Origin of the sequence: Amycolatopsis sp. NPDC051045, assembly GCF_040682955.1 — a bacterium.
Taxonomy (GTDB): Bacteria; Actinomycetota; Actinomycetes; order Mycobacteriales; family Pseudonocardiaceae; genus Amycolatopsis.
This window is the reverse complement of record NZ_JBFBCC010000035.1, coordinates 25,077-49,542: the sequence shown is the minus strand read 5'-3', so window position 1 is coordinate 49,542 and position 24,466 is coordinate 25,077. Positions and strand designations below refer to the sequence as shown.

The following is a 24,466-nucleotide window of genomic DNA, read 5'->3' as shown; positions in this document are numbered from 1 at the left end:
TGACCGATCATGATCTGCGTCACCTACTGACGGGTAATCGGAGGCAACGGAATGCGGGACACCAACGGCGGTGCCAAGCGAATCCTGACCGCTCTGGTCGCGGCCATCACCCTCGGTGTGGCGGCTCCGGCGGTGGCCGAAGCCGCGCCGGGCGGCGGCTGGAACGACTGGGGTTGCCGTCCGTCGGCCACGCACCCGGAGCCCGTGGTCCTCGTGCACGGCCTCGGCGCGAACGACGCCGTCAACTGGTCCTTCCACGCGCCGAAGATCGCCGCCCAGGGCTACTGCGTGTTCTCCCTGACCTACGGCACCGGCATCCTCGGCCCCGGCGTCGGCGGGCTCGCGTCGATGCGCGACAGTGCCGCGCAGCTGGGCCGGTTCGTCGACCGGGTCCGCACTTCGACCGGCGCGGCGAAGGTCGACATCGTCGGGCATTCCGAAGGCAGCACGATGCCCGCGTACTACCTGAAGTTCCTCGGCGGTGCGGCGAAGGTCGCCCACTTCGTCGGCTTCGGCGCGAACTACCGCGGCACCACCCTCGGTGGCCTCGACGCGCTCGCCAAGGCCCTGCTCACGTCGGTACCCGGCCTCGGCGCGATCCTCCGCACGGCGTGCGGCGCGTGCACCGAGTACCTGGCCCCGTCGGCCTTCCTCGACGACCTCGCCCGCGGCGGCGTCCACGTCCCCGGTCCGTCGTACACGAGCATCGTCAGCCGCCACGACGAGGTGGTCACGCCCTACACCAGCGGAATCCTCGGCGAACCGGGCACCACCGACATCGTCCTGCAGGACTTCTGCGCGGCGGACGCGGCCGGGCACCTGAGCCAGGCGATCGACCCGAACGTCACGGGGCTGATCCTGCACGCCTTGGACCCGGCCTACCCGCCGGCGTGCACGCCGTTCACCCTGCCACTGTGACCCGGACACCCGCGCGCCACACCGAGTGCGTCAGCGGCACCCCCGGCCGGTACGCCAGGTGGGTCACCGAAGGCGCGTCCAGCACGTGGACGTCCGCCCGCGCGCCGGGCCGCAGGACGCCGACGTCGGTGCGGCGCAACGCCTGAGCGCCGCCCGCCGTGGCCGACCAGACCGCCTCTTCGATCGTCATCCGCATCTGCAGCACCGCCGTCGCGACGCAGAACGCCATCGACGTCGTGTACGAGCTGCCCGGGTTGGCGTTGCTGGCCAGCGCCACCGTCGCCCCCGCGTCGAGCAGCCGCCGGGCCGGGGCCAGTGGCTGGCGGGTCGACAGGTCGCAGGCGGGCAGCAGCGTCGCCACGGTGCCGGACGCGGCCAGGGCCTCGACGTCGGCATCGCTCAAGTACGTGCAGTGGTCGACGCTCGCCGCGCCGAGCTCCACGGCCAGCCGCACGCCGGGGCCCTCGCCGAGCTGGTTTCCGTGCACGCGCAGGCCGAGCCCGCGCTCCGCCGCCGCCTTCAGCACCCTCGCCGACTGCGCCTCGTCGAACGCACCGGTCTCGCAGAACACGTCCGCCCAACGCACGCTTCCCGCGACGGCGTCGAGCATTTCCCCGCATACGAGGTCCACATAGGACTCCGGATCGGCACCCGGCGGCACCAGGTGGGCGCCGAGGAACGTGACCTCGTCGGCCACCTCCCCGGCGATCCGGGCCGAGCGCGCCTCGTCCGCGACCGTCAGCCCGTAGCCCGTCTTCGTCTCCAGGCAGGTCGTCCCCTGCCGGGCCGCTTCGTCGACATGGCGACGCAGGTTCGCCGCCAGCTGCTCGTCGGAGGCCTCCCGCGTCGCGCCGACGGTGGTCGCGATCCCGCCCGCGGTGTAGGGCTTCCCCGCCATCCGCGCCTCGAACTCGGCGGTGCGGTCACCGGCGAAGACGAGGTGCGTGTGGCTGTCGACCCAGCCGGGCAGCACCGCGCGGCCTTCGACGTCGACGCGCTCGTCGGCGTCCGGCGCCTGGCTCGCGGCCCCCACCCAGGCGACTGCCGATCCGTCGAGAACCAGGGCCGCGTCGCTGAGCCGTCCCAAGCCGGGATCGTTCGTGGTGAGCTCGCCGATGCCGGTGATCAGGAGGGCCACAGTGCTTCGATCTCCTTCGCCAGGATGGTTTCGGGTCGTTCGACGAGCTGGTGCGCGCCGTCCCGCACGATCTCACGGCCCCCGACGACGACGTGCCGGATATCGGCACCGGACGCGGCGAACACGACCCCCGAAGGCTCGATCCCGGCCGTCCGCACCGAATCCAAGGCCACCGTGACGAAGTCCGCGCCCGCGCCCGCGGACAGCACGCCGACCTCGGGCCAGCCAACGGCCGCGTGGTCGGTGCCCGCTTCCAGGAGCTCGTCCGCGCTGAACCGGCCCCGCTCTTCGCTGGCCAGCCGATCGTCCAGTTCCAGGGCTCGGGTCTCCTCGAAGGCGTCGACGACGGCGTTGCTGTCGCTGCCGACGCTGAGCCGCACACCGGCGTCGCGCAGCGCGCGGGCGGGGCCGATGCCGTCGCCGAGGTCGCGTTCGGTGGTCGGGCAGAAGCACGCGCGAGCGCGGGCCGCGCCGAGCCGTTCGATGTCGGGCCGGGTCAGGTGGGTCGCGTGCACGGCGACCAGCCGGTCGGTCAGCACCCCGCGCTCGTGCAGCAGTTCCGTCGGCGTGCGGCCGTACGCGGCGAGGCACTGCTCGTTCTCGGCTCGCTGCTCGGAAAGGTGGACGTGCACCACGCGCGCGCTGTCCACAAGCGACAACTGATCCGCCGGAACGGCCCGCACCGAATGGATCGCCCCGCCGACCCGGAACCCGTCGTCTTCCTCCAGCGCGGCCACCCGTTCCGCCCACGCCTCGGCCGAGCCGTCGGAGAACCGCCGCTGCACTTCGTCGGGCTCGACGCCGATCCCGCCCGTGAGGTAGCACGTGTCGAGCAGCGTCAGCCGGATCCCGGCGTCGGCCGCGGCCTGCCGCAGCGCCTGCCCCATCGCGTTCGGGTCGGCGTACGGCTTCCCGCCGGGGGCGTGGTGCAGGTAGTGGAATTCCCCCACGCTGGTGTACCCGCCCAGGACCATCTCGGCGTAGACGCCCCGCGCCAGCCGGTAGTACGCATCGGGATCGAGCCGGGACGCCAGCGCGTACATCCGTGCCCGCCACGTCCAGAACGTGCCGCGCTCGTGGTGCGTCCGCCCCCGCAGCGCCCGGTGGAAGGCGTGCGAATGCCCGTTCGCGAACCCGGGCAGCGTGAGTCCCTCGAGCACGGTCCCCGCGCGCGGGGAGCCGGGCGTCACCGCCGTGATCCGGCCGTCCGCGACGTCGATCCGCACCCCGCGGGCGATTCCGCCGGGGAGCCAGGCCTGTGCACACCAGAAAGTCATCGCGCCAGCCGCTCCAGCACCGTGGCCAGCGCACTGGCCCCGGCCTCGACGTCGCCGGCCTCGGCGAACTCCTCCGGCGAGTGGCTGATGCCGGTCGGGTTGCGCACGTAGAGCATCCCGGCCGGGACGAACCCGGCGAGGATCGCCGCGTCGTGGCCGGCGCCGGTGGGCAGCTCCGGCGGACCGCCGAGCCACCCGCCCAGGTCGCGGCGCAGGGCGTCGTCGAACACGACGTCGTCCGAATAGGACTCCCGGGTCACGGTCACCCGGCAGCCCTCCTCCCGCGCGGCCGCGTCCGCCGCGCGGGCGATGTCCTCGACCAGCGCCGGCGTGGCCGCCCCGGGCACCCGCGCGTCGAGCCAGAGGTCCACAGTGGACGCGATGACGTTGGTGCCGCCCGGGGTCGGCACCAGCCGGCCGACGGTCGCCCGCGCGTCCGGGACGCTCGACGCCAGCCGCCGGACGGCGGTGACCGTCGCGGCGGCGGGCAGCATCGGGTCGGCGCGGTCGGCCAGGAGCGTCGCGCCGGCGTGGTTGCCCTGGCCGGTGAAGGAGAACCGCCACCGCCCGTGGGCGATCACCGTGTTGCCGAGCGCCACCGGCGAACCGAGGTCGATCAGTCCCCGGCCCTGCTCGACGTGCAGCTCCAGGAACTTCCCGATCAGGCCGAGCCGTCCGGGATCCGGTCCCACCCGGGCGGGGTCGAACCCGGCCTTCGCGGCGGCCTCGGCGAACGTCACGCCGTCGGCGTCTCGCAGCCGCCGCGCCTTGTCGGCGTCGATCGTGCCGGTGAGCAGCCGCGAGCCGAGGCACGGGACGCCGAACCGGCCGCCCTCCTCCTCGGCGAACACGACGACGGCGAACGGCTTGTCGGGTCGGAACCCGCGCGCCTGCAAGGCTTCGACCGCGGACAGAGCACTGGCGACGCCGAGCGGGCCGTCGAAGGGACCCCCGCCGGGGACGGAGTCGAGGTGGCTGCCGGTGACGACGGCGTCCGGCCCCGGCGGGCCCCACCACGCCCAGATGTTGCCGTTGTGGTCGGTGTCGACGTCGAGCCCGAGGCCCAGCGCGCGCTCGCCGAACCACGCGCGCAGGTCCTGCTCGGGCGCGTCGAACGCGTGCCGCGAATAGCCGCCGCGCTTCGGGTCGCGCCCGACGTCGGCGAGCTCGCCCAGCAGACCCGAGGCGCTCACTCGCCCTCCCGCATCGGCACGCGCACGCCGCGTTCGCCGGCGACCTCGGCCGCGCGGTCGTAACCGGCGTCGACGTGCCGGATGACGCCCATGCCCGGGTCGTTGGTGAGCACCCGCTCCAGCTTCTGCGCGGCCAGCGGCGTCCCGTCGGCGACACTGACCTGTCCGGCGTGGATGGACCGGCCCATGCCGACGCCGCCGCCGTGGTGGATCGACACCCAGCTGGCGCCCGAGGACGTGTTGACCAACGCGTTGAGCAGCGGCCAGTCCGCGATGGCGTCCGAGCCGTCGGCCATGCCCTCGGTCTCGCGGTACGGCGAGGCCACGCTGCCGGAGTCGAGGTGGTCGCGGCCGATGACGACCGGGGCCTTGAGCTCCCCGCTGGCGACCATCTCGTTGAACCGCAGGCCCGCCAGGTGGCGTTCGCCGTAGCCGAGCCAGCAGATCCGAGCCGGAAGTCCCTGGAAGGCCACCCGTTCGCCCGCGAGCCGGATCCACCGGGCGAGGGATTCGTTCTCCGGGAACAGCTCGAGCATCGCGCGGTCGGTGGCGGCGATGTCCTCGGGGTCGCCCGAGAGCGCCGCCCAGCGGAACGGGCCGTTGCCTTCGCAGAACAGCGGGCGGATGTAGGCGGGTACGAAACCCGGGAAGTCGAACGCGCGCTCGCAGCCGCCGAGCTTGGCCTCGCCGCGCAGGGAGTTGCCGTAGTCGAAGACTTCGGCACCGCGGTCGAGGAAGCCGAGCATGGCGTCGACGTGGTCGGCCATCGACTCGCGCGAGCGGTCGGTGAACTCGTCGGGCTTCTTCGCCGCGTAGTCGTGCCAGTCGTCGACGCCGATGCCCTTGGGTAGGTACGACAGCGGGTCGTGCGCGGACGTCTGGTCGGTGACGATGTCGGCCTCGACGCCGCGGCGCAGCAGTTCCGGCAGCACCTCGGCGGCGTTGCCGACGACGCCGACCGACAGCGGCCGCTTCTCCCGCTTGGCTCGGGTGACGCGGGCGATGGCGTCGTCGAGGTCGTCGGCCACCTCGTCGAGGTAGCGGGTCTCGACGCGCCGGTGCGCGCGCTGCGGGTCGCATTCGATGACGAGCGCGACGCCGTCGTTCATGGTCACGGCGAGGGGCTGCGCGCCGCCCATGCCGCCGAGGCCGGCGGTGACGGTCAGCGTGCCTTTCAACGAGCCACCGAACTTCTTCCTGGCGACGGCGGCGAACGTCTCGTAGGTGCCCTGGAGGATGCCCTGGGTGCCGATGTAGATCCACGAGCCCGCGGTCATCTGGCCGTACATGGTCAGGCCCTGCTGTTCCAGGCGGCGGAACTCCGGCCAGGTCGCCCAGTCGCCGACCAGGTTCGAGTTCGCGATGAGCACGCGTGGCGCCCACTCGTGCGTGCGGAACACGCCGACCGGCTTGCCGGACTGCACCAGCAGCGTCTCGTCGATGTCCAAAGTGGTCAGTTCGCGCGTGATGGCGTCGAAGCTGGCCCAGTTCCGGGCGGCCTTGCCGGTGCCGCCGTAGACGACCAGGTCCTCCGGCCGCTCGGCGACGTCGGGGTCGAGGTTGTTGTGGAACATCCGCAGCGCGGCTTCGGTCTGCCACGACTTGGCGGTGAGCTGGGTGCCGCGGGCGGCACGGACGACGCGGGACATTCTCAGACCTCCAGACGGGCGGCGTCGAGGACGGCGCCGGAGCGGACGAGTTCTTCGGCGGCCGCGATTTCGGGCGCCAGGTGCCGGTCCGGGCCGGGGCCCGGAACCTTGGTGCGGAGCAGATCGCGGACCGCGCCGGTCACCGGCGACGGCTCGAGCGGCGCGCGGAAGTCCAGCGCCCGGGCCGCCGTCAGCAGCTCGATGGCGAGCACGGTGGTCAGGCCGTCGACGGCCTTGCGCAGCTTCCGCGCGGCCGACCAGCCCATGGAGACGTGGTCCTCCTGCATGGCGCTGCTCGGGATGGAGTCGACGGACGCCGGGACGGCGAGCCGCTTGAGCTCGCTGACCACGGCGGCCTGGGTGTACTGGGCGATCATGTGGCCGGAGTCGACGCCGGGGTCGTCGGCGAGGAACGGGGGCAGGCCGTGCGAGCGCGCCTTGTCGAGCATCCGGTCGGTGCGGCGCTCGGCGATGCTGGCGACGTCGGCGACCGGAATGGCCAGGAAGTCGAGCACGTACCCGACGGGCGCGCCGTGGAAGTTGCCGTTGGACTCGACGCGGCCGTCGGCGAGGACGACCGGGTTGTCCACAGCAGACATCAGCTCACGCTCGCCGACGAGCTCGGCGTGGGCGAGGCTGTCGCGCGCGGCGCCGTGGACCTGCGGGGCGCAGCGCAGCGAATAGGCGTCTTGGACGCGGTTGCAGTCCGGCCCGCGGTGGCTTTCGACGATCTTCGAGCCCTGCAGCGCGTTCCACATCCGGGCGGCCGACTTCGCTTGGCCGGGGTGCGGGCGCAGGGCCTGGAGGTCGGCGGCGAAGGCACGGTCGGTGCCGAGCAGCGCCTCGACGCTCATCGCGGCGGTGAGGTCCGCGATGTCGAAGAGCCGGTGCAGGTCGGCGGCGGCGAGCAGGAGCATGCCGAGCATGCCGTCGGTGCCGTTGGTGAGGGCGAGGCCCTCCTTCTCGGCCAGGACGACCGGCTCGATGCCGGCGTGTTTCAGCGCTTCTGCCGCTTCGACGGTCTCGCCGCGGTACGTCACTTCGCCCTCTCCCATGAGCGCGAGCGCGACGGCGGCCAAGGGTGCGAGATCGCCGGAGCAGCCGAGCGAGCCGTACTCGTGGACGATCGGCGTGATATCGGCGTTGAGCAGGGCCGCAAGCGCTTGCGCGGTGCCCGGCCGGACACCGGTGTAGCCGCTCGCGAGGGTCCGCAGCCGCAGCAGCATCAGGGCGCGCACGACCTCGGGCTCGACGGCGGGCCCGGCGCCGGCGGCGTGCGAGCGGATCAGGCTCCGCTGCAGCGCGGTCCGGCTCTCGACCGGGATGTGCCGGGTGGCGAGCGCGCCGAACCCGGTCGAGACGCCGTAGGTGGGCGTGACGGCGTGAGCGAGGTTCTCGATGTGCTGGCGGGTCGCGGCGAGGTTCTTCTCGGCCGCATCCGTGAGCCCGACGGGCGCGTGGCCGCGGGCGACGTCGACGACCTGGGCGGCGGTCAAGGGGTCCGGGCCCAGGAGCACTTTTTCCGGCATGGGCCCATTGGACAACGTCCTTCCCGCTGGTGGGATGCCTCAACGGGTGGTTCTGTCTGGTATGCCAGACGTTAGGCTCGGGCCGTGGGCGACAGCAGTGAGGTGCCGGCGCTGCGGCGCGGGCTGGCGGTGCTCCGCCTGCTGGCGACGCGGCCCGGCCCGGTCACCGCGGCGGCGATCGCCCGGGAAGCGAAACTCCCCCGCTCGACCACGTACCACCTGCTCAACGAGCTCGAGGCGGCCGGTTTCGTCGTGCACCTGCCCGCGGAACGCCGCTACGGCCTCGGCATCGCCGCGTTCGAGCTGGGCTCGGCCTACCTGCGCCACGACCCCCTGGAGCGCCTGGCCGGACCGTTGCTGCGCAAGCTGGTCGACCGCGTCGGGCACACCGCCCACCTCGGCGTCCTGCACGGCAACGAGTCGCTGTACCTGATCAAGGAACGCCCGGCGCGGCCGGAGACGCTGGTGACGGAGGTCGGCGTCCGGCTGCCGGCGCAGCTGACCGCGTCCGGCCGCGCGGTCCTGCGGCACCTGCCGGCCCCGCACGTCCGCGCGCTGTTCCCCTCGGCGGCGGCGTTCGTGCTCCGCACCGGCCGCGGCCCGCGCACGCTGGCCGAACTGCGCCGCACCCTCACCACGGAACGCCGGCTCGGCTGGTCGGTCGAGGACGGCCACGTCACGGCCGGCTTCGCGTCGGTGGCCTGCCCGGTCTTCGACCACGGCGCCCGCCCGCTGGCCGCGATCAGCGTCACCCTTCGCCACCACTGCGCGGCCGAGCCGTGCGCCGAGACGTGGCCGGACCTCGCCGCGGAAGTGGCGGCGACGGCGGCCGAGCTGACCACCCGGATCGGCGGCCACCCGGGCTGACGTGCTGGTGCGAACGGGGCAACTGTCACCGAACGGCTCGATTCCGTTCCGCTCGGTGATTACCGTGGCTGAACAGCGGTCTCGAGGGGCGCCGGCGATGGATGACGCACGCGTGACGAAAGCGGGTTTCGGCGCGGTGCTCGCTGTCGCCGAGTTCCGGGCGATGTGGCTGGCCGAGCTGCTGTCCGTCTGCGGCGACCAGCTCGCCAGGGTCGCGCTCGCGGTGCTCGTCTACCAGCGCACCTCTTCCGCCACGCTGACCGGCCTGACCTACGCCCTGACGTACGTGCCTTCCTTGCTCGGCGGCATCCTGCTGGCCGGCGCGGGCGACCGGTGGCCGCGGCGGGACGTGATGGTCGCGGCCGACCTGGCCCGCGCCGCGCTGGTCGCGGTCATCGCCGTCCCCGGTGTCCCGCTGTGGGTGCTGTGCGTGCTGGTCGCGGTGATGACGGCGCTCGGCGGGCCGTTCAAGGCGGCGCAGCAGGCGCTGCTGCCGACGGTCCTGGCCGGCGAGCGGTACCTGGTCGGGATGGCCCTGCGGAACGTGACGATCCAGGGCGCGCAGCTGGCCGGGTTCGCCGGGGGTGGGGCGCTGATCGCCGCGCTCACGCCGTCCGCGGCACTGGCGCTGGACGCGGCGACGTTCCTGCTCTCGGCGTTGTTCCTGGTCACCGGCGTGCGGCGGCGCGCGGCGATCGCCCAGGCCGTCCGGGCCGCCTGGCTTTCCACGACCGGCGCGGGCATCCGGCTGATCTGGCGCGACCCGGCCCTGCGGACGCTGGTGGCGCTCAACTGGCTGGCCGGGTTCTACGTCGTGCCGGAGGCACTGGCCGCACCGTACGCGGCCGGGATCGGCGCGGGCGCGACGCTGGTGGGGCTGCTCATGGCGGCGGATCCGGCGGGCAGCGTGCTCGGCGGGTTCGTGTTCGGCAAGGCGGTCCCGGAGCACGTCCAGGTGCGGGTGCTCGGGCTGCTCGGGATCGCGGCGGGGCTGCCGCTGGTGCTGTTCGTGTTCCGGCCGGGGCTGGTGGTGTCGGTGGTGCTGCTGGCGGCGTCCGGGCTACTGGCCACCGGGTACAACATCCAGGGCACAGTGTCGTTCATGCGGCGGGTGCCCGACGAGCACCGCGCCCAGTGCGCCGGGGTGAATTCGGCGGGGCTGATCACCGTGCAAGGGGTCGGCGCGGCCGCGGCGGGCGGGCTGGCCGAAGTACTGGGCCCGGCCCACACCATCGCCGTGGCCGGGGCGACGGGTGCCGCGGTGGCCGTGCCGATCGCGAGGGCGTGGCGCCGGGTCAGGCTGGAGGAACGATGACCTCAGTTGTCGCGTCCGCACATGGTGCGCCTCCCTTCACCACTTCGAGCCGAACCGGCTCTGTCACCGGCCGGACACCATGAGTATGCGGACCGGCGGCGGGATTTCGCGCTCTGTGCCACGTTTTCGTGACGTGCTCGTGGCACCGCGGCGTTGGGCGCTGTGGCGCCAGGGGCCGCGGGTGATCGTGTATTGCCTGGTGAGCGAGGTGGTGGCGGTGGTGCTGACGCTGCGGCCGTCCCCGATCGCGGTGGACCGCCGCACGCTGTCGATCCTCGCGGTGCTGCTGGTCCTCGGGGTGGCGCAGTCCGAGACGGGCCGGCGCGTGGAGCGGATCCGCCGCCGGGTGTCGGGGACCCCGCACATCAACATGACGTCGGTCTGGACGTTCGCCGGGATCCTGCTGCTGCCCCCGCTGCTGCTGGCGGTGCTGGTCGGGGGCCTGTACGCCCACTTGGCGGTCCGCAGCTGGTACCGCCTGCAGCGGGTACCGGCGTCCCGCACGGTCAGCAACGCGGCGATCATCGTGCTCTCGTGCTACGCGGCCCAGTCGGTGCTGCGCCTGGCCGGCTTGGGCGACGTCCGCGCGGCGATGGCGCACAGCTGGCTCGGCACGTTCGCGATCGCGGCCGCGGGGGTGGCGTTCTTCGCGGTGAACGCTCTCCTGGTGCTGCCGGCGCGCCGGGAAGTCGGCCGGACGCCGGAGGCGCTGTTCGGCACGTGGTCGGACAACGGCCTCGAGGTGGCGACGCTCTGTCTGGGTGCCCTGAACGCACTGGCCCTGGCGACCTTGCCGGGGCTGGTGGTCCTGGTGGTGCCACCGCTGTTGCTGCTGCACCGGACGGTGCTGGTGAAGCAGCTGGAGGTGGCGGCCCACCGCGACGAGAAGACCGGCTTGTACAACACGAGCGGCTGGCACGCGCTCGCGGAGCGGACGCTGGCCGCCGCCGCCCGCCAGCGGGGCACGTTCGGCTTGCTGATGCTGGATCTGGACCACTTCAAGCAAGTGAACGACACGTACGGTCATCTGGCGGGTGACGCGGTGTTGCGGGCGGTGGCCCAGTCGATCATCTCGGCGGTCCGGGGCCGCGGCGATGCGGTGGGCCGGTTCGGCGGTGAAGAGTTCGTCGTGCTGCTGCCGGGTATCGCGCAGCCGGACATCGGCGCGGTGGCGGAGCGGATCCGCCGGGCGATCAGCGCGCTGCAGGTGCCGGCGGGCCAGTTGTCGATCACGGGCCTGTCGGTCTCGATCGGCATAGCGGTCTACCCGACGGCGGGTACCTCGCTACAGCGCCTGCTGGACGCGGCGGACACCGCGCTCTACCACGCGAAGGCGACGGGCCGGAACAAGGTGGTCCACGTCGCCGACCTGGTGTGACGGGGGTCAGGCGGTCCGCTGCCGCCGCCCGGCGTCGAGGCCGAGCATCGCGAGCAGTTCGGTGCAGTCCCGAACATCGGAGGAGTGGCCGGCAACGGTGATGACGGCGCGATCGTTCTGTTCGCCCAGCCGCACCGCCTCTTCAGCCCGGATAACGCCCATCCGGCTGTCTTCGTCATTGGCGATCGAGCTGCCACTACGTCGGGCCCAGGTCATCTGGCCACCTACTTCCGACCCCACGGGTGCGGAGCCATGGTCGGACCCCAAGCATGCCATTAACACCAACTTCACCCACAAGTGCCCCCCACACAAGCCCCCCACCCGCCCACCAAAAGCCCCCCAATACACCCCGACCCCGCCCCCGCCCCCGGCACCGCCCAAGAGCCCGGCCGGAACACAAACGACTTCGCCGGCCTGACAGCACGAAGCCCGGATCGGGCTGGGAGGTGACCCACACGGGGGGTCCAGGGGGGCGAAGCCCCCTTGGCGGGGGCTTGGGGGTCCGACCCCCAAAAAACACCCGAGAACAAAGAGAAGGCCCAGCCCCGAAGGGGCGTGGGCCTTCTCGAAGTGGAGGTGCCGGGAATTGAACCCGGGTCCTCTGGCGTCTCGACAGGGCTTCTCCGTGCGCAGTCCGCTACGTCTCTGCTTGGCTCCCTCAATCACGCGAACAAGCTGAGGTGACGAGCCCAGCCACTGTTTGCTTCACGACTGTTCCCCGTGGCCGGGACAGCCGCTGAGCCTCCTGACTGATGCCGGTACCCGGGTCGGAGGCGAACCCGGGCCGACAGAGTCGCACTCGCTCAGGCGGCGAGGGCGAACTCGCGCTGACTGGAGTCGGCGCTTATTGGTTTGCGATGACGCTTACGGTGGTCTCTCGCCTGCACCGGCACGCTTCCCCTGACTCAACGTCCAAAGTCGAAACCGTTCACCCCCTTGTCGGGATCACAACCTGTTCATCATAACGCCCCGCGCCACTCCTTTGGTCCGGGTGGGGTGGGGTCAGCCCTACCGCGGGGATGCCCGCTCGCACCATGTCGCCTGCGCTGGGGGAACGCGATGCTGGTACGGCGTCGTGGGACGAAGGGAGCGCGGTCATGGTGAGCGAGAGGCGGGATCCGCCGTTCGTCGGTTCGGTGGTGTTCTTGCTGATGAACCTGCCGCTGGGGGTGGTGGCGTTCGCGTTGCTGACGTCGTTCGTCTCGGCGGGGGTGGGGACCGCGGTGGTGTGGGTGGGGGTGGGTCTGCTCGCGCTGGTGGTGCTGGCCGTGCGGGGGGCCGCGCGGCTGGAGCGGGCGCGGGTCTACGCGCTGCTGGACCGCCACATCGACCTTCCGTACTTGCCACTGCCGGCCGGGAAGCAGGCCGCGCGGTGGAAGGGCCGGGTGAAGGACCCGTCGACCTGGCGGGACCTGGCTTACTTCGCTCTCCTCTTTCCGGTGGGGCTGGTCGAGTTCGTGCTGGTGACGACGTTCTGGGCGACGAGTTTGGCGCTCGTGGGGCTGCCGGTCTACTTCCGGTGGCTGCCGGGCGGGGAGTACCACTTCCCGGCTTGGGAGGTGCCGTGGCTGACCGTGGACTCGACGGTGGAGGCGCTACCGTGGGCGGCGCTGGGGGTGTTGTTCGTCGCGTTGTCCGTGGCCCTGACCAGGGCGCTGGCGGGGGCGCACGCCCGGCTGGCGTATGCGCTGCTGGGTCCGACGGTGGCGCAGCGCCGCCGGATGGAGCGCTGGTGGGAAAACGCGGAAGAGAAGAACCTGGTGGCGGGATGAGCGACGCGCAACAACCGGAGCACCTGCGGCCGCACCCGGCTCGCACGATCGTGTACATGATCGTGAGCTTCGTCTTCCGGCTCCTGCAGTTCGTGTTGATCGTGGTCGGGATCGCGGTGGGGGTGTCGACGGCGGTGATCTGGGTCGGGTTCCCGATCCTGCTGGCGACGACGGGCTTCGTCCGCTGGTCGGGGGACCGCGAGCGGGCCTGGGCGGGCAAGATGCTGCAGGTGCCGCTGCCGCCGGTGGAGCGCCGCCCGGTCGAGGGGCTGGCGCTGGTGCGGCGGTGGGTCACCCGGCTGAGCGACCCGACGACGTGGCGGGACCTGGCCTACCTGATGGCGGCGTTCCCGCTGGCGTGCGCGGAGTTCGCGATCGCGCTGGCGTCGGTCGTGCTGCTGCCGATGGCGATCTGGGTGACGCCGTGGCTGGGCTGGCTGCACGGCGAGCTGGCGCTGGCGCTGCTGGGGACGGATCGCACGAAGCGGCTGGAGCAGAAGGCGGAGCGGTTGCAGGCGTCGCGGGCCCGTGGGGTCGACGCGGCGGAGGCCGAACGCCGTCGCATCGAGCGTGATCTGCACGACGGCGCGCAGCAGCGGCTGGTGGCCGTCGCGATGAGCCTGGGGCGCGCGAAGGCGAAGTTCGACCAGGATCCGCAGCTGGTGCGGGAGCTGATCGACGAGGCGCACTCGGACGCGAAGCTCGCCGTGTCGGAGCTGCGTGACCTGGCGCGTGGCATCTACCCGGCCGTGCTCGGCGACCGGGGGCTGGACGCGGCGCTGTCGGCGCAGGCGGCGAAGTCGCCGATCCCGGTGGACGTCACGGTGGCCGTCGACCCGCGGCCGCCCGCGGCGGTGGAGACGACGGCGTACTTCATCGTCGGCGAGACGCTGACGAACATCGCGAAGCACTCCGGAGCGACCGAAGCGGGCGTGAAGGTGTGGCGGACCGATGACCACGTCGTCGTCGAGATCACCGACAACGGCCACGGCGGCGCGGAGGTGCGCCCCGGCGGCGGGCTGGCCGGCTTGGCCGACCGCGCCGCGACGATCGACGGCGTGATCACCGTGGTCAGCCCGGTGGGCGGGCCGACCGTCATCCGGGCTGACCTCCCCTGCCAGTGGTGAATAGGCTGGACCCCGTTCATCCACGAACCTGGGGGCCGGATGCGGGTAGTCATCGCCGAGGACGCCGTGCTGCTGCGGGCCGGGGTGACCCGCCTGCTCGCTGACGAGGGCATCGAGACGGTCGCGGCCGTCGACAACGGGGACGACCTGCTCGGCGCGCTCAAGGAACACCGCCCTGATCTGGCGATCGTCGACGTCCGGATGCCACCGACGTTCACCGACGAGGGACTGCGCGCGGCGCTGGCGGCCCGCAAGGAGATCCCGGGGCTGCCGGTGCTGGTGCTGTCGCAGTACGTCGAGGAGTCCTACGCCGTGGAGCTGCTCTCCGGCGGCGCCGGCGGGGTCGGCTACCTGCTGAAGGAGCGCGTGGCGGACGTCGCGGACTTCCTGGACGCGGTCCGCCGCGTGGCGGGCGGCGGCACGGCGATCGACCCGGACGTGATCGCCCAGCTGATGGCCCGCGGCCGCCGCAACCCGCTGGACGCACTGACCGCCCGCGAGTCCGAGGTCCTGGGCCTGATGGCGCAGGGCCTGTCGAACACGGCGATCGCGAACTCGCTGGTGGTTTCGCACGGCGCGGTCGAGAAGCACATCGGCAACATCTTCTCGAAGCTCGGCCTGGAGGCGAGCGCGGAAGAACACCGCCGGGTGCGGGCCGTCCTCACCTATCTCGGTCGCTGATCGGCGACGGTCGGTGACCGAAACTCCCGTAGGGTGGACATAGGGTCACCCGTTCCGCGGGCGGCACCCCCGGGACTGCTCACCTACCATGAGCGGACGCCGTCGAGAGGAGCGCGCAGATGGCCGACGAGACCCGCTGCGTCCGCTTCTTCGGCGGACCGCTCGACGGCCGCGTCCAGGAGCTCGGGGACGCCGAACCGGTGCCCGGCACCGTCATCCGGCACATCCACCTGCACGGCGGCCCGAAGATCGAGACCCGCTACGAGCTCGGCCTCACCGAGCACGGCTGGGAGTACCGCCTCGCCGCCGCTCAGCACGAACCCGAGCCGGACGGCCTGAGGTAGGGAAAACCCCCGCATCCACCGGGGGTGAACCGGAGCCCGGACAGGCCGGTCAGCACCGCTGTTTTCCCAGCTCGCAGCGGCCAGGCTGAACGCATGCAGACAAGCCAGGTGACCCCGGGCCGGGACCGGTTCCTCGACGTCGTCCGGGCGGGGGCCATCCTCGCCGTCATCGCCCAGCACTGGACCATGCCGGTGCTGTCCTACTCCGGCGGGCACCTCGCGACCGGCAACGCGCTGGCGACGCCCGGCTGGTGGGTCGTCACCTGGCTCAGCCAGGTCATGCCGCTCGTCTTCTTCGCCGGCGGCGCGGCCAACCTGATCTCCTTCCGCCGCGCCCGGTCGACGCAGCAGTGGCTCGCCGGGCGCATCAAGCGCCTGATGGTGCCGGTGCTGCCGCTGATGGCGGTCTGGCTGGTCATGCCGGACTTCCTGCGCGGCCTCGGCGTGCCGCCCCAGCCGTTGCAGGTCGCCAGTGCGATCGCCGCGCAGCTGCTGTGGTTCCTCGCGGTGTACGTGCTCGTCGTGCTGGTCACGCCACTCATGGCCGCCGCGCACCGGCGCTGGGGTCTGAAGGTGCCGCTGGTCATGGCGGTGGCGGGGGTGCTCGTCGACGTCGCCCGGTTCAACGACGTCGGCTTCGTCGGGTACGCCAACGCCGTGTTCGTCTGGGTCGCGGTGCACCAGCTGGGCTTCCACTACGTCGAAGGCCGCCTCGGTTCGCTGACCCGCCGTGGCGCGCTGGCGCTGTCGGCGGCCGGCTTCGGCGTCACGGCGCTGATGGTCGCGTTCGGCCCGTACCCGGCCAGCATGATCGGCATGCCGGGTGCGCCGGTGTCGAACATGAGCCCGCCGACCGTGCTGCTCGCCTTCCTCGCCGTCGGCCAGATCGGCCTGCTGCTCGCCTTCCGCCCGCAGCTCAACGCGCTCGCGGCGCGCCCCGGCGTCGGCCACGCCCTCGGCTGGCTCGGCGCGCGGTTCATGACCGTCTACCTCTGGCACATGCCGGCGCTGGTCGTGGTGGCCGGGGTGACGGTGTACGGCCTCGGTTACGAGACGCCGGCGCCGGGGACGGTGTTCTGGCTGGTCATGGCGCCCGCGTGGTTCGCGGCGTGCGGGATGGTGCTGTTCGGGCTGCTGCGGCTGTTCGCCCACTTCGAAATGCAGCGCGACACCACGGTGGTCACGGCGAAGGTGCCGCAGCTGGTCGCGGCCGGGCTGATGGTCTCGGGTGGCCTGCTCGGCCTGGCCGCGCACGGGTTCGCCCCGCTGTCGGACGGCATCGCCCGCGGCCCGGTGCCGTGGGTGGTCCTGGCGACGGCCGGGTTCCTCCTGGCGGGCCGGCAGATCCCGGTGACCGACCTGCTGGGCCGCGCGGTGGCGGTCACCGAACGCGCCCAGGGCATCCGCTGATCCGGCGCGGCGTCAGGCGGTGAGCAGCCGCAGCGGGGTGTCGTGCAGGACCGCCCGCAGGAACGGCTCCCCCAGGCGGTCGTCGGCTGCCGCCCAGCCGGCGATCGCCTGCAGCTGCGTCGCGTACGAGTACGGGATGTTCGGGAAGTCGGTGCCGAGCACGACGCGGCCGGCGAACTCCGCCAGCCGCGCCGTCCAGTCCGGCGGCAGCGGCGCCATCGCCTCGGCGAACGGCACGCCGACCATCGTGGTGTCCAGGTGCACCCGCGGGTACTTCGCCATCAGGTCGAACGCGGTGCCGAACTCGGGCATCGCCGCGTGCGCGAGCACCGCAGTCAGGTTCGGGTGCCGCGCCAGGACCTCCTCGAACACCGGCAACCCGGTGAAGTCGCCCCGCAACGGACCGTGTCCACAGTGGACGACGACGGGGACGCCGGCGTCGGCCAGCGCGCCCCAGACCGGCTTCAGCAGGTCGTCACGCGGGTCGTACGCGCCCACCTGCACGTGCGCCTTGAACACCCGGGCGCCGGCGCGCAGCGCATCGTCCACAGCGGACCCGGCGCCGGGCTCCGGGTAGAACGTGCCGGTCGGCACCGCGTCCGGGACGCGCGAAGCGAACTCCAGCGCCCAGTCCGTCAGCCACCGCGCCATCCCAGGCTTGTGCGGGTACACCAGCGGCGCGAACTTCCGCACGCCCAGCGAGCGCAGGGTGGCCAGCCGGTCCTCTTCGGACGTCCGGTAGTGCACCGGCCATTCGGTGCCGTAGTGCGTGGCGGCCTGGTCGAAGTACGCCCAAACCTTGTCCATCACCGGCTTCGGCAGGAAGTGGACGTGCAGGTCGACCAGGCCCGGCAGGCCCAGCGACGCCGTCCAGCGCGCAACATCACTGTCGTCGGCCGGGCCGTGCGTCACTCCGTGAACCGGCCCTTCAGCGCACGGCCCATGGCCTTCCTGATGTCGCGCTCCGCGTCGCGCTTGGCGAGCGTCTGCCGCTTGTCGTAGGCCTTCTTGCCCTGGGCCAGCGCGATCTCGACCTTGACCTTGCCGTCCTTGAAGTACATCGACAGCGGCACCAGCGAGAGCCCGCTCTCCTTGATCTTGCCGATGAGCTTGTCGATCTCCCGCCGGTGCAGCAGCAGCTTCCGGGTCCGCCGCGGCGTGTGGTTGGTCCACGTGCCCTGCGTGTACTCCGGGATGTGCACGTTGCGCAGCCAGACCTCGCCGTCGTCGACGGTCGCGAACGCGTCCGCCAGTGATGCCTTGCCCTCGCGCAGGCTCTTCACCTCGGTGCCGACGAGCACGAGACCGCACTCGTAGGTGTCGAGGATGGAGTAATCGTGCCGCGCCTTGCGGTTCGACACGATCACCTTCTGGCCACGTTCCTTGGGCATACGACCACTCTACGTGATTCCGGGTGGGACAAGCAGCCAGTTTTGGACCGGCACGGCAAGCTAGTGCCGGACGTACAGCCGCAGCGTGACGTAACCGGTGATGGCGGAGATCACCACGGACACCCCGAGCAGGATCGGCGCGACCGGGAACAGCAGTTCCAGCATGGTGATCTTCGGGAAGACGTCGCCGGTGAACACCGAGTCGAGGAAGCTCGCCTTGGTGAGGGCCAGCATGATGATCCCGAGGACCGCACCGACCGCGCCGGCGACCACCGCCTCCAGGAGGAACGGCAGCTGCGTGTACCACCGCGTCGCGCCGACCAGCCGCATGATGCCGACCTCGGTGCGGCGGGTGAAGGCGGACACCTGGATCGTGTTGGCGATCAGCAGCAGCGCGGCGACGGCCATGATGAGCGCCGCGCCGAAGGCCATGTTGCGGACGCCGTTGAAGGCGTTGAAGACGCGGTCGAGGAACTTCTTCTGGTCGTCGACCTTCCGCACGCCCGGCTTGCCGGCGTACTCCTGCACGATCGCGTCGCTGCGGTCCGGGTCCTTCAGCTTCACGTGCAGCGACGCGGGCAGCGACTCGGGACCGGTGAGCGCGACCAGCTCCGGCTGGCTCTCGAAGATCTTCTTGAACCGGTCGAAGGCCTGGTCGCGGTTCTCGAACACGACCGACTCGACACCGTTGTTGCTCTGCAGCGAGGTCCGCAGCGACTGGCACAGCGACTGGGTGCAGTTCTTGTCGCCCCCGCTGATGTCGTCGGTGAGGTAGACCGAAACCTCGACGTCGGCGAGGAAGTTGGCCTTCATCTTGTCGATCGTCCGCACGGCGAGGAGGCCGCCGCCGAGCATGGCGAGCGACACGGCCGTGGTCAGCATCATCGCGATGGTCATCGTGACGTTCCGGCGCAGGCCGGTGACTACCTCACTGAAGACGAAACTGGCGCGCATGGCGGGTGCAGGTCCTTGGGGTCGGGGTCGTTGCGGGCGGGGTGGTCGCGGGTGCGGGGGGTCAGCGACCGATGCCGTAGACGCCGCGGGCGTCGTCGCGGATCACCCGGCCGAGCTGGAGCTCGACGACTCGGCGCCGCATGGAGTCCACGATGGAGTGATCGTGGGTCGCCATCAGGACGGTCGTGCCGGTGCGGTTGATCCGCTCCAGCAGCAGCATGATGTCCTGGCTGGTGTCGGGGTCCAGGTTCCCCGTCGGTTCGTCGGCGAGCAGCACCAGCGGGCGGTTCACGAACGCGCGCGCGATCGCGACGCGCTGCTGCTCACCACCGGAAAGCTCGTTGGGGAGCCGGTCCGCCTTGCCGTCGAGGCCGACGAGCTCCAGCACCTCGGGGACGACCTTCTTGATGGTCGGGCCCGGCTTGCCGATGACCTCGAGGGCGAACGCGACGTTCTCCGCGACGGTCTTGTTGGCCAGCAGGCGGAAGTCCTGGAAGACGCAGCCGATGGTCTGCCGCAGGCGGGGGACCCGGCGGCGGGCCAGCTTGGCGACGTCGAAGTTGGACACCACCACCCGGCCCTTGCTCGGCACTTCTTCGCGCAGCAGGAGCCGGAGGAAGGTCGACTTCCCCGAGCCCGAGGGACCGATGAGGAAGACGAACTCACCCTTGGCGATGTCGACGGACACCCGCTCGAGCGCGGGCCGCGTCGAGGTCTTGTAGACCTTGGAAACCTCTTCGAGCCGGATCACGATTCGGCATACTACCCACCGGTCTCGTGAAGCCCCGGTTGCCCGGTCCACCCGAGTGGAGCAAGGGGCGTTTGCGCACGGTGAGCGGTCGTGCGCCTACCCCTTGCGCCGATCAGGCGGTCTGCTTCCGCCAGCGGATGCCGGCGTCGAGGAAGCCGTCGATGTCGCCGTCGAGCACCGCCGACGGGTTGCCGACCTCGAACTCGGTCCGCAGGTCCTTGACCATCTGGTACGGGTGCAGCACGTAGGAGCGCATCTGGTTGCCCCAGCTGGAGCCGCCGTCCTTGAGCGCGTCCATCTCGGCGCGCTCCTCTTCCTTCTTCCGCAGCATCAGCCGGGCCTGGAGGACCTTCATCGCGGCCGCCTTGTTCTGCAGCTGCGACTTCTCGTTCTGGCAGGAGACGACGATGTTCGTCGGGATGTGCGTGATGCGGACCGCGGAGTCGGTCGTGTTGACGCTCTGGCCACCGGGGCCCGACGAGCGGTAGACGTCGACCCGGATGTCCTTCTCCGGGATGTCGACGTGGTCGACCTCTTCGACCTCGGGCAGCACCTCGACGTGCGCGAACGACGTCTGGCGGCGGCTCTGGTTGTCGAACGGCGAGATCCGGACGAGCCGGTGGGTGCCCTGCTCGACCGAGAGGGTGCCGTAGACGTAGGGGGCGGTCACCTTGAACGTCGCCGACTTGATGCCCGCCTCTTCGGCGTAGGAGATGTCGTAGACGTCGGTCGGGTAGCCGTGGCGCTCCGCCCAGCGCAGGTACATGCGGAGCAGCATCTCGGCGAAGTCCGCGGCGTCGACGCCGCCGGCCTCGGACCGGATGGTGACGACGGCGTTGCGGTCGTCGTACTCGCCCGACAGCAGCGTGCGGACCTCGAGGCCGTCGATGTCCTTGCCGAGGTGGGTGAGCTCGGCCTCGGCCTCGGCCATGCTGGCGGAGTCACCCTCCGCTTCGGCGAGCTCGTACAGCACGCCGAGGTCGTCGAGCCGCTGGCGCAACTCGCTGATCCGGCGCAGCTCGGTCTGCCGGTGGGACAGCTGGCTGGTCACCTTCTGCGCCGCCTCCGGGTCGTCCCAGAGGTTGGGGCTCGAAGCCTGCTGTTCCAGGTCGGCCACCTGGGCACGCAGCGCGTCCAGGTCCATCACCGACTCGATTTGCGTCAGTTTGCCGGTCAGGTCCCTCAGTGCCGCGTCGAACTCATCACTCACGTTTGTCAAGGTTACGGCAAAACCCACGACCGGTTGCGGGGACCGGTCGTGGGCGCGCGAACCTCAGGCCGCGGGGATGGCGTCGAGCAGCTTCAGCGCGGCCTTGGCCTGAGCCTGGGCGAACTCGGCGACGGCCTTTTCGTAGGGCCCCTCGGCCGCCTTGGTGGCCGCCTTGGCGTCGTCGAGCTGCTGGCTGTAGCTCGACCGGGCCGACTCGAGCAGCGCCTGGCGCTGCTTCGCGGTCAGCGACCCCGCGTGCACGAGCCGCAGGATGAGCGGGCTGCGCAGGTGGTCGGGGCCGGCCTCGGACGTCAGCCAGGCCTTGAAGGCCTTCTTGCCGGCGGCGGTGATCAGGTACTGCTGGCTGGAGCGCGGGCCCTGCTTGCCGAGCCGGACGAGACCTTCTTTGGACAGCGCCGGGAGCTCCCGGTACACCTGGCTGCGGGTGACGCTGAAGAAGGCGCCGAATCGCTCACCCGCTCCCGCGACGAGCTGCCCGCCGGTGGCGGGACCGTCGTGGAGCAGACCGAGCAGGGCGGCGGCTGTTGCATTCAATTCGGACACGCCACCTAGATTCCCACTTATCGGCCGCTGTGTCCACAGTGGTCAGCGGTTCTGTCCATTGTGGCTAGTGAGATCCCCTCGTTCGGCCCAATGCGACCGGGTCCACTGTGGACCCGGATACGCTCTGCAACCGTTCCGGACGGGCTTTGGTCCAACCAGACGCACCCAAGCCGCCCCGGCACCTCCAGCCAGGTGAGTTCGCCAGACGGCTTTCCCCGGCATGCCGCACCCCGAACACACACCGCAACCACAGCAACCCGCGACACGTATCACGAGATTCGTAGCAAAGGGCGACCGCGACGGGGGATCCCAGCGAGCCGAGCCGCTTTGGCGGAGGTTTGGGGGTTCGACCCCCATTACAATGAGAAAGAGGCGTGGCGAACGTTTTCCGTTCGCACACGCCTCTTACCTTTGTAGCGGGGACAGGATTTGAACCTGCGACCTCTGGGTTATGAGCCCAGCGAGCTACCGAGCTGCTCCACCCCGCGCCGTTGTCTTACTTGAAGAAGATTACATGGCGCCCTCGAGGCGGTTGCACCGGGGTCCCCAAAGTCCGTTGACCTGGGCTTACTCGGTTGCAAGCCACTGACGGGCTCCACTGAGGACCATCGACAGGCCGTCCTCGAACCGTGCGTCGGCGTCTCCCAATACCGCTTCGCCGGCCGATTCGCGATAACGCTCGTCGAACTCGCCCGGCATGGGCCGGACGGCCTGCTCCTCGATCACGTAGCCGATGACGAAGCAGTAGACGGTGAAGGTCGCCCGGCTCGCCCGGGCCTCGTCCAGCCCGGCCTCGATGCTCCGGCGTAGCGGATGCTCGCCGACCAGGCTCGCATCGCCGAGGTAGGTGCCGGCGAAGACCTTCCCGCCGTCGCGATAGGAGAGCATCATCCGGCGCAGCGCGCGGGCGCTGTGCGCGGCGGCCTCCCACTCCCCCAGGGACGCCGGCGGCCGCCGGTCCGCCACGGAGTCGCGGTACATCTGCGTCGCCATCTCGTCGAGCAGTTCCTGTTTGTTCTTCATGTGCCAGTAGAGCGCGGGCGCCTTGACCCCCAAGTCGGCGGCGATCAGCCGGAGCGTGAGCCCGTTGAGCCCGACTTCGTTGAGCAGCTTGAGCCCGGATCGCGCGATGTCTTGCCTGGTCAGGGCCATGTTCTGCAGTCTCCTCGCGGTGCCGGCTTGACACCTTAACGATGTTAAGGGCATCCTCGGTCCAGGTCAATTTAACGTTGTTAAGGAGCTGGGGATGGACGAGCTGACCGCGGAGGTGGTCGTCGCCGGGGCGGGGCCGACCGGGTTGATGCTGGCGAACGAGCTGGCACTGGCCGGAGTGGACGTTCTGGTGCTCGAGCGGATGCACGAGCGAACGGGGTTGTCGAAGGCGCTGAACCTGCAGCCGCGGACTGCGGAAGTCCTGGATCTGCGGGGCTTGCTGGGTCGCGCCGAGCACCGCTCGTTCGCGACTGTCGCGGACGGACACTTCGCGGTGATCCCGGTGGGCTACACCGGCTGGGACACCCGGCACCCGTACCAGCTGGGCATCCCGCAGGCGGAGGTCGAGGCGGCGCTGGAGGAGCGGCTGGCGGAGCAGGGCGTGCACGTGCGTCGCGGCCACGAGCTCACCAGCTTCTCCCAGGACGCCGACGGCGTCACGGTGGCGGCAGGCGACGTGCGTGTCCGTGCGGCATACCTGGTCGGCTGCGACGGCGGCCGGAGCGCGGTGCGCAAGGCACTGAACATGCCGTTCGAGGGGATCGAGGGCGAGGGCCACGGCGTGTCGGCGGACGTGCTGTTCAAGGCGACGCCCCCGGGAGCGCCGACGGAGTGGCGCTCGATGGGCAACATGGTGACGTCGCGGAGTCCGGGCAAGTTCGTCGGCGTGATCCCGTTGAACGAACCGAACCTGTACCGCATCAGCTTCGGCGACCGCCTGAACCGCCCCGAAAACCTCCGAGCAGAGGTGACCGACGAAGAAGTCCGCGCAGCGGTCCACGAACGCTTCGGCCCCGAAGCGGAGATCGCGGAGATCCGCTGGGCATCCCGTTTTTCGGACGACAGCCGCCTGGCGGCGAACTACAAGGTGGGTCGAGTCCTCTTGGCCGGAGACGCGGCCCACATCCACTTCCCGGCAGGGGGCCAGGGCCTGAACCTGGGCATCCAGGACGCCATGAACCTGGGCTGGAAGCTGGCGGCCGAGTTACGCAACCGAGCGCCGGCAACGCTCTTGGACACGTACGAAGCAGAGCGCCGCCCCGTGGCAAACCGAGTCCTGAACAACATAGCGGCCCAGAACGCCCTGATCCCCCTGAACGCGAACCAGCTGGCCCTCCGAAGCTTGTTCCACGACCTGGCAACGCTCCCCGAAGTCCAGCACCACCTATCAGGAATGGTCTCAGGCCTCGACATCCGCTACACCCCAGCGAAAGCCCACCACCCGGCCGAAGGATCCCGCCTACCGGACTTCCCCCTGAACAACGGCCACGCAAGCACCCTATTCCACAAAGGAAAGTTCGTCCTACTGACAAAAACCCCAACCCCAACCCCACACACAGAGGTAGTCGTAGCGGAGACCCCCACGCTCCCCTGGCCCGACCTGACAAGGGTCCTAGTCCGCCCAGACGGCTACATAGCCAACACAACAGGAGCAACAGAACCCTGGCTCACCTGAAAAAGGCGCCGACCCCCCACCCGACGGAACACCACGACTCCCCACCCGACGGAACACCACGACTCCCCACCCGACGGATCCACACACCGGGGGGTCCAGGGGCGGCGAAGCCCCCCTGGCGGGGGTCTGGGGGTCCGACCCCCAGGGCAATGCGAAGGAGGGGCGGCCCGCCGATTTTGGCGAGCACACCCCTCCCAACCTCTGTAGCGGGGACAGGATTTGAACCTGCGACCTCTGGGTTATGAGCCCAGCGAGCTACCGAGCTGCTCCACCCCGCGTCGTGACACCTACCTTACGCCTGCCTTTCCGGCGGGTGCAAAGCAGGTGCCC

The 24,466-nt window shown here is 71.0% G+C and carries 23 protein-coding genes, 2 tRNA genes and 1 other RNA gene; 10 read left to right on the top strand and 16 right to left on the bottom strand.

The features are described 5' to 3' along the window. Positions 1–51 precede the first annotated feature (51 nt). Complete coding sequence (locus tag AB0M80_RS41240; protein ID WP_364575812.1) at positions 52–918, top strand: lipase; 867 nt, start codon at positions 52–54, stop codon at positions 916–918. Here AB0M80_RS41240 and hutI read toward each other — a convergent pair. The 5 genes from hutI to hutH are packed head-to-tail and all read right to left on the bottom strand — an operon-like array spanning position 902 to position 7,704. After that, on the bottom strand, positions 902–2,056 hold the full coding sequence (hutI, locus tag AB0M80_RS41235) for an imidazolonepropionase (RefSeq protein WP_364575810.1): 1,155 nt from the start codon (positions 2,054–2,056) through the stop codon (positions 902–904). The two genes, AB0M80_RS41240 and hutI, sit on opposite strands and share 17 nt — an antisense overlap. Then, entirely contained in the window at positions 2,044–3,333 is a 1,290-nt protein-coding gene (locus tag AB0M80_RS41230; RefSeq protein ID WP_364575808.1) for a formimidoylglutamate deiminase, read from the bottom strand. The genes hutI and AB0M80_RS41230 overlap by 13 nt, the downstream gene beginning before the upstream one ends. Beyond that, a complete protein-coding gene (locus tag AB0M80_RS41225) occupies positions 3,330–4,526 on the bottom strand; it encodes an allantoate amidohydrolase (RefSeq protein WP_364575806.1) in 1,197 nt (398 codons plus the stop codon). Before AB0M80_RS41225 ends, AB0M80_RS41230 begins: the two co-directional genes overlap by 4 nt. Further along, entirely contained in the window at positions 4,523–6,175 is a 1,653-nt protein-coding gene (gene hutU, locus AB0M80_RS41220) for a urocanate hydratase (protein WP_364575804.1), read from the bottom strand. The genes AB0M80_RS41225 and hutU overlap by 4 nt, the downstream gene beginning before the upstream one ends. Positions 6,176–6,177: 2 nt before the next feature. After that, on the bottom strand, positions 6,178–7,704 hold the full coding sequence (gene hutH, locus AB0M80_RS41215) for a histidine ammonia-lyase (RefSeq protein WP_364575802.1): 1,527 nt from the start codon (positions 7,702–7,704) through the stop codon (positions 6,178–6,180). An 84-nt stretch (positions 7,705–7,788) separates the two neighbouring features. Between hutH and AB0M80_RS41210 the strand changes: the two genes are divergently transcribed. From AB0M80_RS41210 to AB0M80_RS41200, 3 genes are all read left to right on the top strand, one after another. After that, entirely contained in the window at positions 7,789–8,571 is a 783-nt protein-coding gene (locus tag AB0M80_RS41210; RefSeq protein ID WP_364575800.1) for an IclR family transcriptional regulator, read from the top strand. Between the two features lie 97 nt (positions 8,572–8,668). Continuing rightward, complete coding sequence (locus AB0M80_RS41205) at positions 8,669–9,886, top strand: MFS transporter (RefSeq protein WP_364575798.1); 1,218 nt, start codon at positions 8,669–8,671, stop codon at positions 9,884–9,886. 133 nt (positions 9,887–10,019) lie between these two features. After that, the gene (locus AB0M80_RS41200) at positions 10,020–11,264 is read left to right on the top strand and encodes a GGDEF domain-containing protein (protein ID WP_364575796.1); all 1,245 of its coding nucleotides are present in this window, start codon (positions 10,020–10,022) and stop codon (positions 11,262–11,264) included. Between the two features lie 6 nt (positions 11,265–11,270). Here AB0M80_RS41200 and AB0M80_RS41195 read toward each other — a convergent pair whose 3' ends face one another. After that, positions 11,271–11,480 (bottom strand): hypothetical protein, encoded by a 210-nt coding sequence (locus tag AB0M80_RS41195; RefSeq protein ID WP_364575794.1) that lies wholly within the window; start codon positions 11,478–11,480, stop codon positions 11,271–11,273. 352 nt (positions 11,481–11,832) lie between these two features. After that, positions 11,833–12,200, bottom strand: a transfer-messenger RNA (tmRNA) gene (ssrA, locus tag AB0M80_RS41190). Positions 12,201–12,361: 161 nt separating this feature from the next. Here ssrA and AB0M80_RS41185 point away from each other — a divergent pair. The 5 genes from AB0M80_RS41185 (at position 12,362) to AB0M80_RS41165 (ending at position 16,598) form a co-directional block, all read left to right on the top strand. After that, the gene (locus tag AB0M80_RS41185; RefSeq protein ID WP_364575792.1) at positions 12,362–13,036 is read left to right on the top strand and encodes a sensor domain-containing protein; all 675 of its coding nucleotides are present in this window, start codon (positions 12,362–12,364) and stop codon (positions 13,034–13,036) included. Next, positions 13,033–14,163 (top strand): sensor histidine kinase, encoded by a 1,131-nt coding sequence (locus AB0M80_RS41180; protein ID WP_364575790.1) that lies wholly within the window; start codon positions 13,033–13,035, stop codon positions 14,161–14,163. Before AB0M80_RS41185 ends, AB0M80_RS41180 begins: the two co-directional genes overlap by 4 nt. Positions 14,164–14,202: 39 nt before the next feature. After that, complete coding sequence (locus tag AB0M80_RS41175) at positions 14,203–14,844, top strand: response regulator transcription factor (RefSeq protein WP_014466646.1); 642 nt, start codon at positions 14,203–14,205, stop codon at positions 14,842–14,844. A gap of 119 nt (positions 14,845–14,963) precedes the next feature. Then, positions 14,964–15,188, top strand: coding sequence for a hypothetical protein (locus AB0M80_RS41170; protein WP_364575788.1), 225 nt, complete (start codon positions 14,964–14,966; stop codon positions 15,186–15,188). A gap of 93 nt (positions 15,189–15,281) precedes the next feature. After that, positions 15,282–16,598 carry an acyltransferase gene (locus AB0M80_RS41165; protein WP_364575786.1) on the top strand — a complete coding sequence of 439 codons (1,317 nt, stop codon included), beginning with the start codon at positions 15,282–15,284 and terminating at the stop codon, positions 16,596–16,598. 12 nt (positions 16,599–16,610) lie between these two features. On the opposite strand, the gene AB0M80_RS41160 is transcribed toward AB0M80_RS41165, so the two are convergent. From AB0M80_RS41160 to AB0M80_RS41125, 8 genes are all read right to left on the bottom strand, one after another. Next, positions 16,611–17,510, bottom strand: a complete 900-nt coding sequence (locus tag AB0M80_RS41160; protein WP_364575784.1) for an amidohydrolase family protein — start codon at positions 17,508–17,510, stop codon at positions 16,611–16,613. Next, the gene (smpB, locus tag AB0M80_RS41155; RefSeq protein ID WP_364575782.1) at positions 17,507–17,989 is read right to left on the bottom strand and encodes an SsrA-binding protein SmpB; all 483 of its coding nucleotides are present in this window, start codon (positions 17,987–17,989) and stop codon (positions 17,507–17,509) included. Before smpB ends, AB0M80_RS41160 begins: the two co-directional genes overlap by 4 nt. 60 nt (positions 17,990–18,049) lie before the next feature. Next, entirely contained in the window at positions 18,050–18,943 is an 894-nt protein-coding gene (gene ftsX, locus AB0M80_RS41150) for a permease-like cell division protein FtsX (protein ID WP_364575780.1), read from the bottom strand. Positions 18,944–19,004: 61 nt separating this feature from the next. Beyond that, positions 19,005–19,694, bottom strand: coding sequence for a cell division ATP-binding protein FtsE (ftsE, locus tag AB0M80_RS41145; RefSeq protein ID WP_364575778.1), 690 nt, complete (start codon positions 19,692–19,694; stop codon positions 19,005–19,007). Positions 19,695–19,806: 112 nt separating this feature from the next. Next, on the bottom strand, positions 19,807–20,904 hold the full coding sequence (gene prfB / locus AB0M80_RS41140) for a peptide chain release factor 2 (protein ID WP_364575776.1): 1,098 nt from the start codon (positions 20,902–20,904) through the stop codon (positions 19,807–19,809). 63 nt (positions 20,905–20,967) lie between these two features. Further along, positions 20,968–21,468, bottom strand: a complete 501-nt coding sequence (locus tag AB0M80_RS41135; RefSeq protein WP_364575774.1) for a helix-turn-helix transcriptional regulator — start codon at positions 21,466–21,468, stop codon at positions 20,968–20,970. Positions 21,469–21,882: 414 nt separating this feature from the next. Continuing rightward, positions 21,883–21,956: transfer RNA gene (locus AB0M80_RS41130), tRNA-Met, on the bottom strand. Positions 21,957–22,035: 79 nt separating this feature from the next. Next, positions 22,036–22,620 (bottom strand): TetR/AcrR family transcriptional regulator C-terminal domain-containing protein, encoded by a 585-nt coding sequence (locus tag AB0M80_RS41125; RefSeq protein WP_364575772.1) that lies wholly within the window; start codon positions 22,618–22,620, stop codon positions 22,036–22,038. Positions 22,621–22,714: 94 nt separating this feature from the next. Between AB0M80_RS41125 and AB0M80_RS41120 the strand changes: the two genes are divergently transcribed. Further along, positions 22,715–24,136 (top strand): FAD-dependent monooxygenase, encoded by a 1,422-nt coding sequence (locus tag AB0M80_RS41120; protein ID WP_364575770.1) that lies wholly within the window; start codon positions 22,715–22,717, stop codon positions 24,134–24,136. A 204-nt stretch (positions 24,137–24,340) separates the two neighbouring features. Here AB0M80_RS41120 and AB0M80_RS41115 read toward each other — a convergent pair. After that, positions 24,341–24,414: transfer RNA gene (locus AB0M80_RS41115), tRNA-Met, on the bottom strand. Positions 24,415–24,466 lie beyond the last annotated feature (52 nt).

Coding starts and splice junctions, on each gene's coding strand:
- AB0M80_RS41205 (WP_364575798.1), top strand. CDS start 8,669: ATGGATGACGCACGCGTGACGAAAGCGGGTTTCGGCGCGGTGCTCGCT.
- hutH (WP_364575802.1), bottom strand. CDS start 7,704: ATGCCGGAAAAAGTGCTCCTGGGCCCGGACCCCTTGACCGCCGCCCAG.
- AB0M80_RS41165 (WP_364575786.1), top strand. CDS start 15,282: ATGCAGACAAGCCAGGTGACCCCGGGCCGGGACCGGTTCCTCGACGTC.
- ftsX (WP_364575780.1), bottom strand. CDS start 18,943: ATGCGCGCCAGTTTCGTCTTCAGTGAGGTAGTCACCGGCCTGCGCCGG.
- AB0M80_RS41240 (WP_364575812.1), top strand. CDS start 52: ATGCGGGACACCAACGGCGGTGCCAAGCGAATCCTGACCGCTCTGGTC.
- AB0M80_RS41230 (WP_364575808.1), bottom strand. CDS start 3,333: ATGACTTTCTGGTGTGCACAGGCCTGGCTCCCCGGCGGAATCGCCCGC.
- AB0M80_RS41120 (WP_364575770.1), top strand. CDS start 22,715: ATGGACGAGCTGACCGCGGAGGTGGTCGTCGCCGGGGCGGGGCCGACC.
- AB0M80_RS41180 (WP_364575790.1), top strand. CDS start 13,033: ATGAGCGACGCGCAACAACCGGAGCACCTGCGGCCGCACCCGGCTCGC.
- AB0M80_RS41185 (WP_364575792.1), top strand. CDS start 12,362: ATGGTGAGCGAGAGGCGGGATCCGCCGTTCGTCGGTTCGGTGGTGTTC.
- hutU (WP_364575804.1), bottom strand. CDS start 6,175: ATGTCCCGCGTCGTCCGTGCCGCCCGCGGCACCCAGCTCACCGCCAAG.
- AB0M80_RS41175 (WP_014466646.1), top strand. CDS start 14,203: ATGCGGGTAGTCATCGCCGAGGACGCCGTGCTGCTGCGGGCCGGGGTG.
- AB0M80_RS41195 (WP_364575794.1), bottom strand. CDS start 11,480: ATGACCTGGGCCCGACGTAGTGGCAGCTCGATCGCCAATGACGAAGAC.
- AB0M80_RS41170 (WP_364575788.1), top strand. CDS start 14,964: ATGGCCGACGAGACCCGCTGCGTCCGCTTCTTCGGCGGACCGCTCGAC.
- AB0M80_RS41125 (WP_364575772.1), bottom strand. CDS start 22,620: ATGGCCCTGACCAGGCAAGACATCGCGCGATCCGGGCTCAAGCTGCTC.
- smpB (WP_364575782.1), bottom strand. CDS start 17,989: ATGCCCAAGGAACGTGGCCAGAAGGTGATCGTGTCGAACCGCAAGGCG.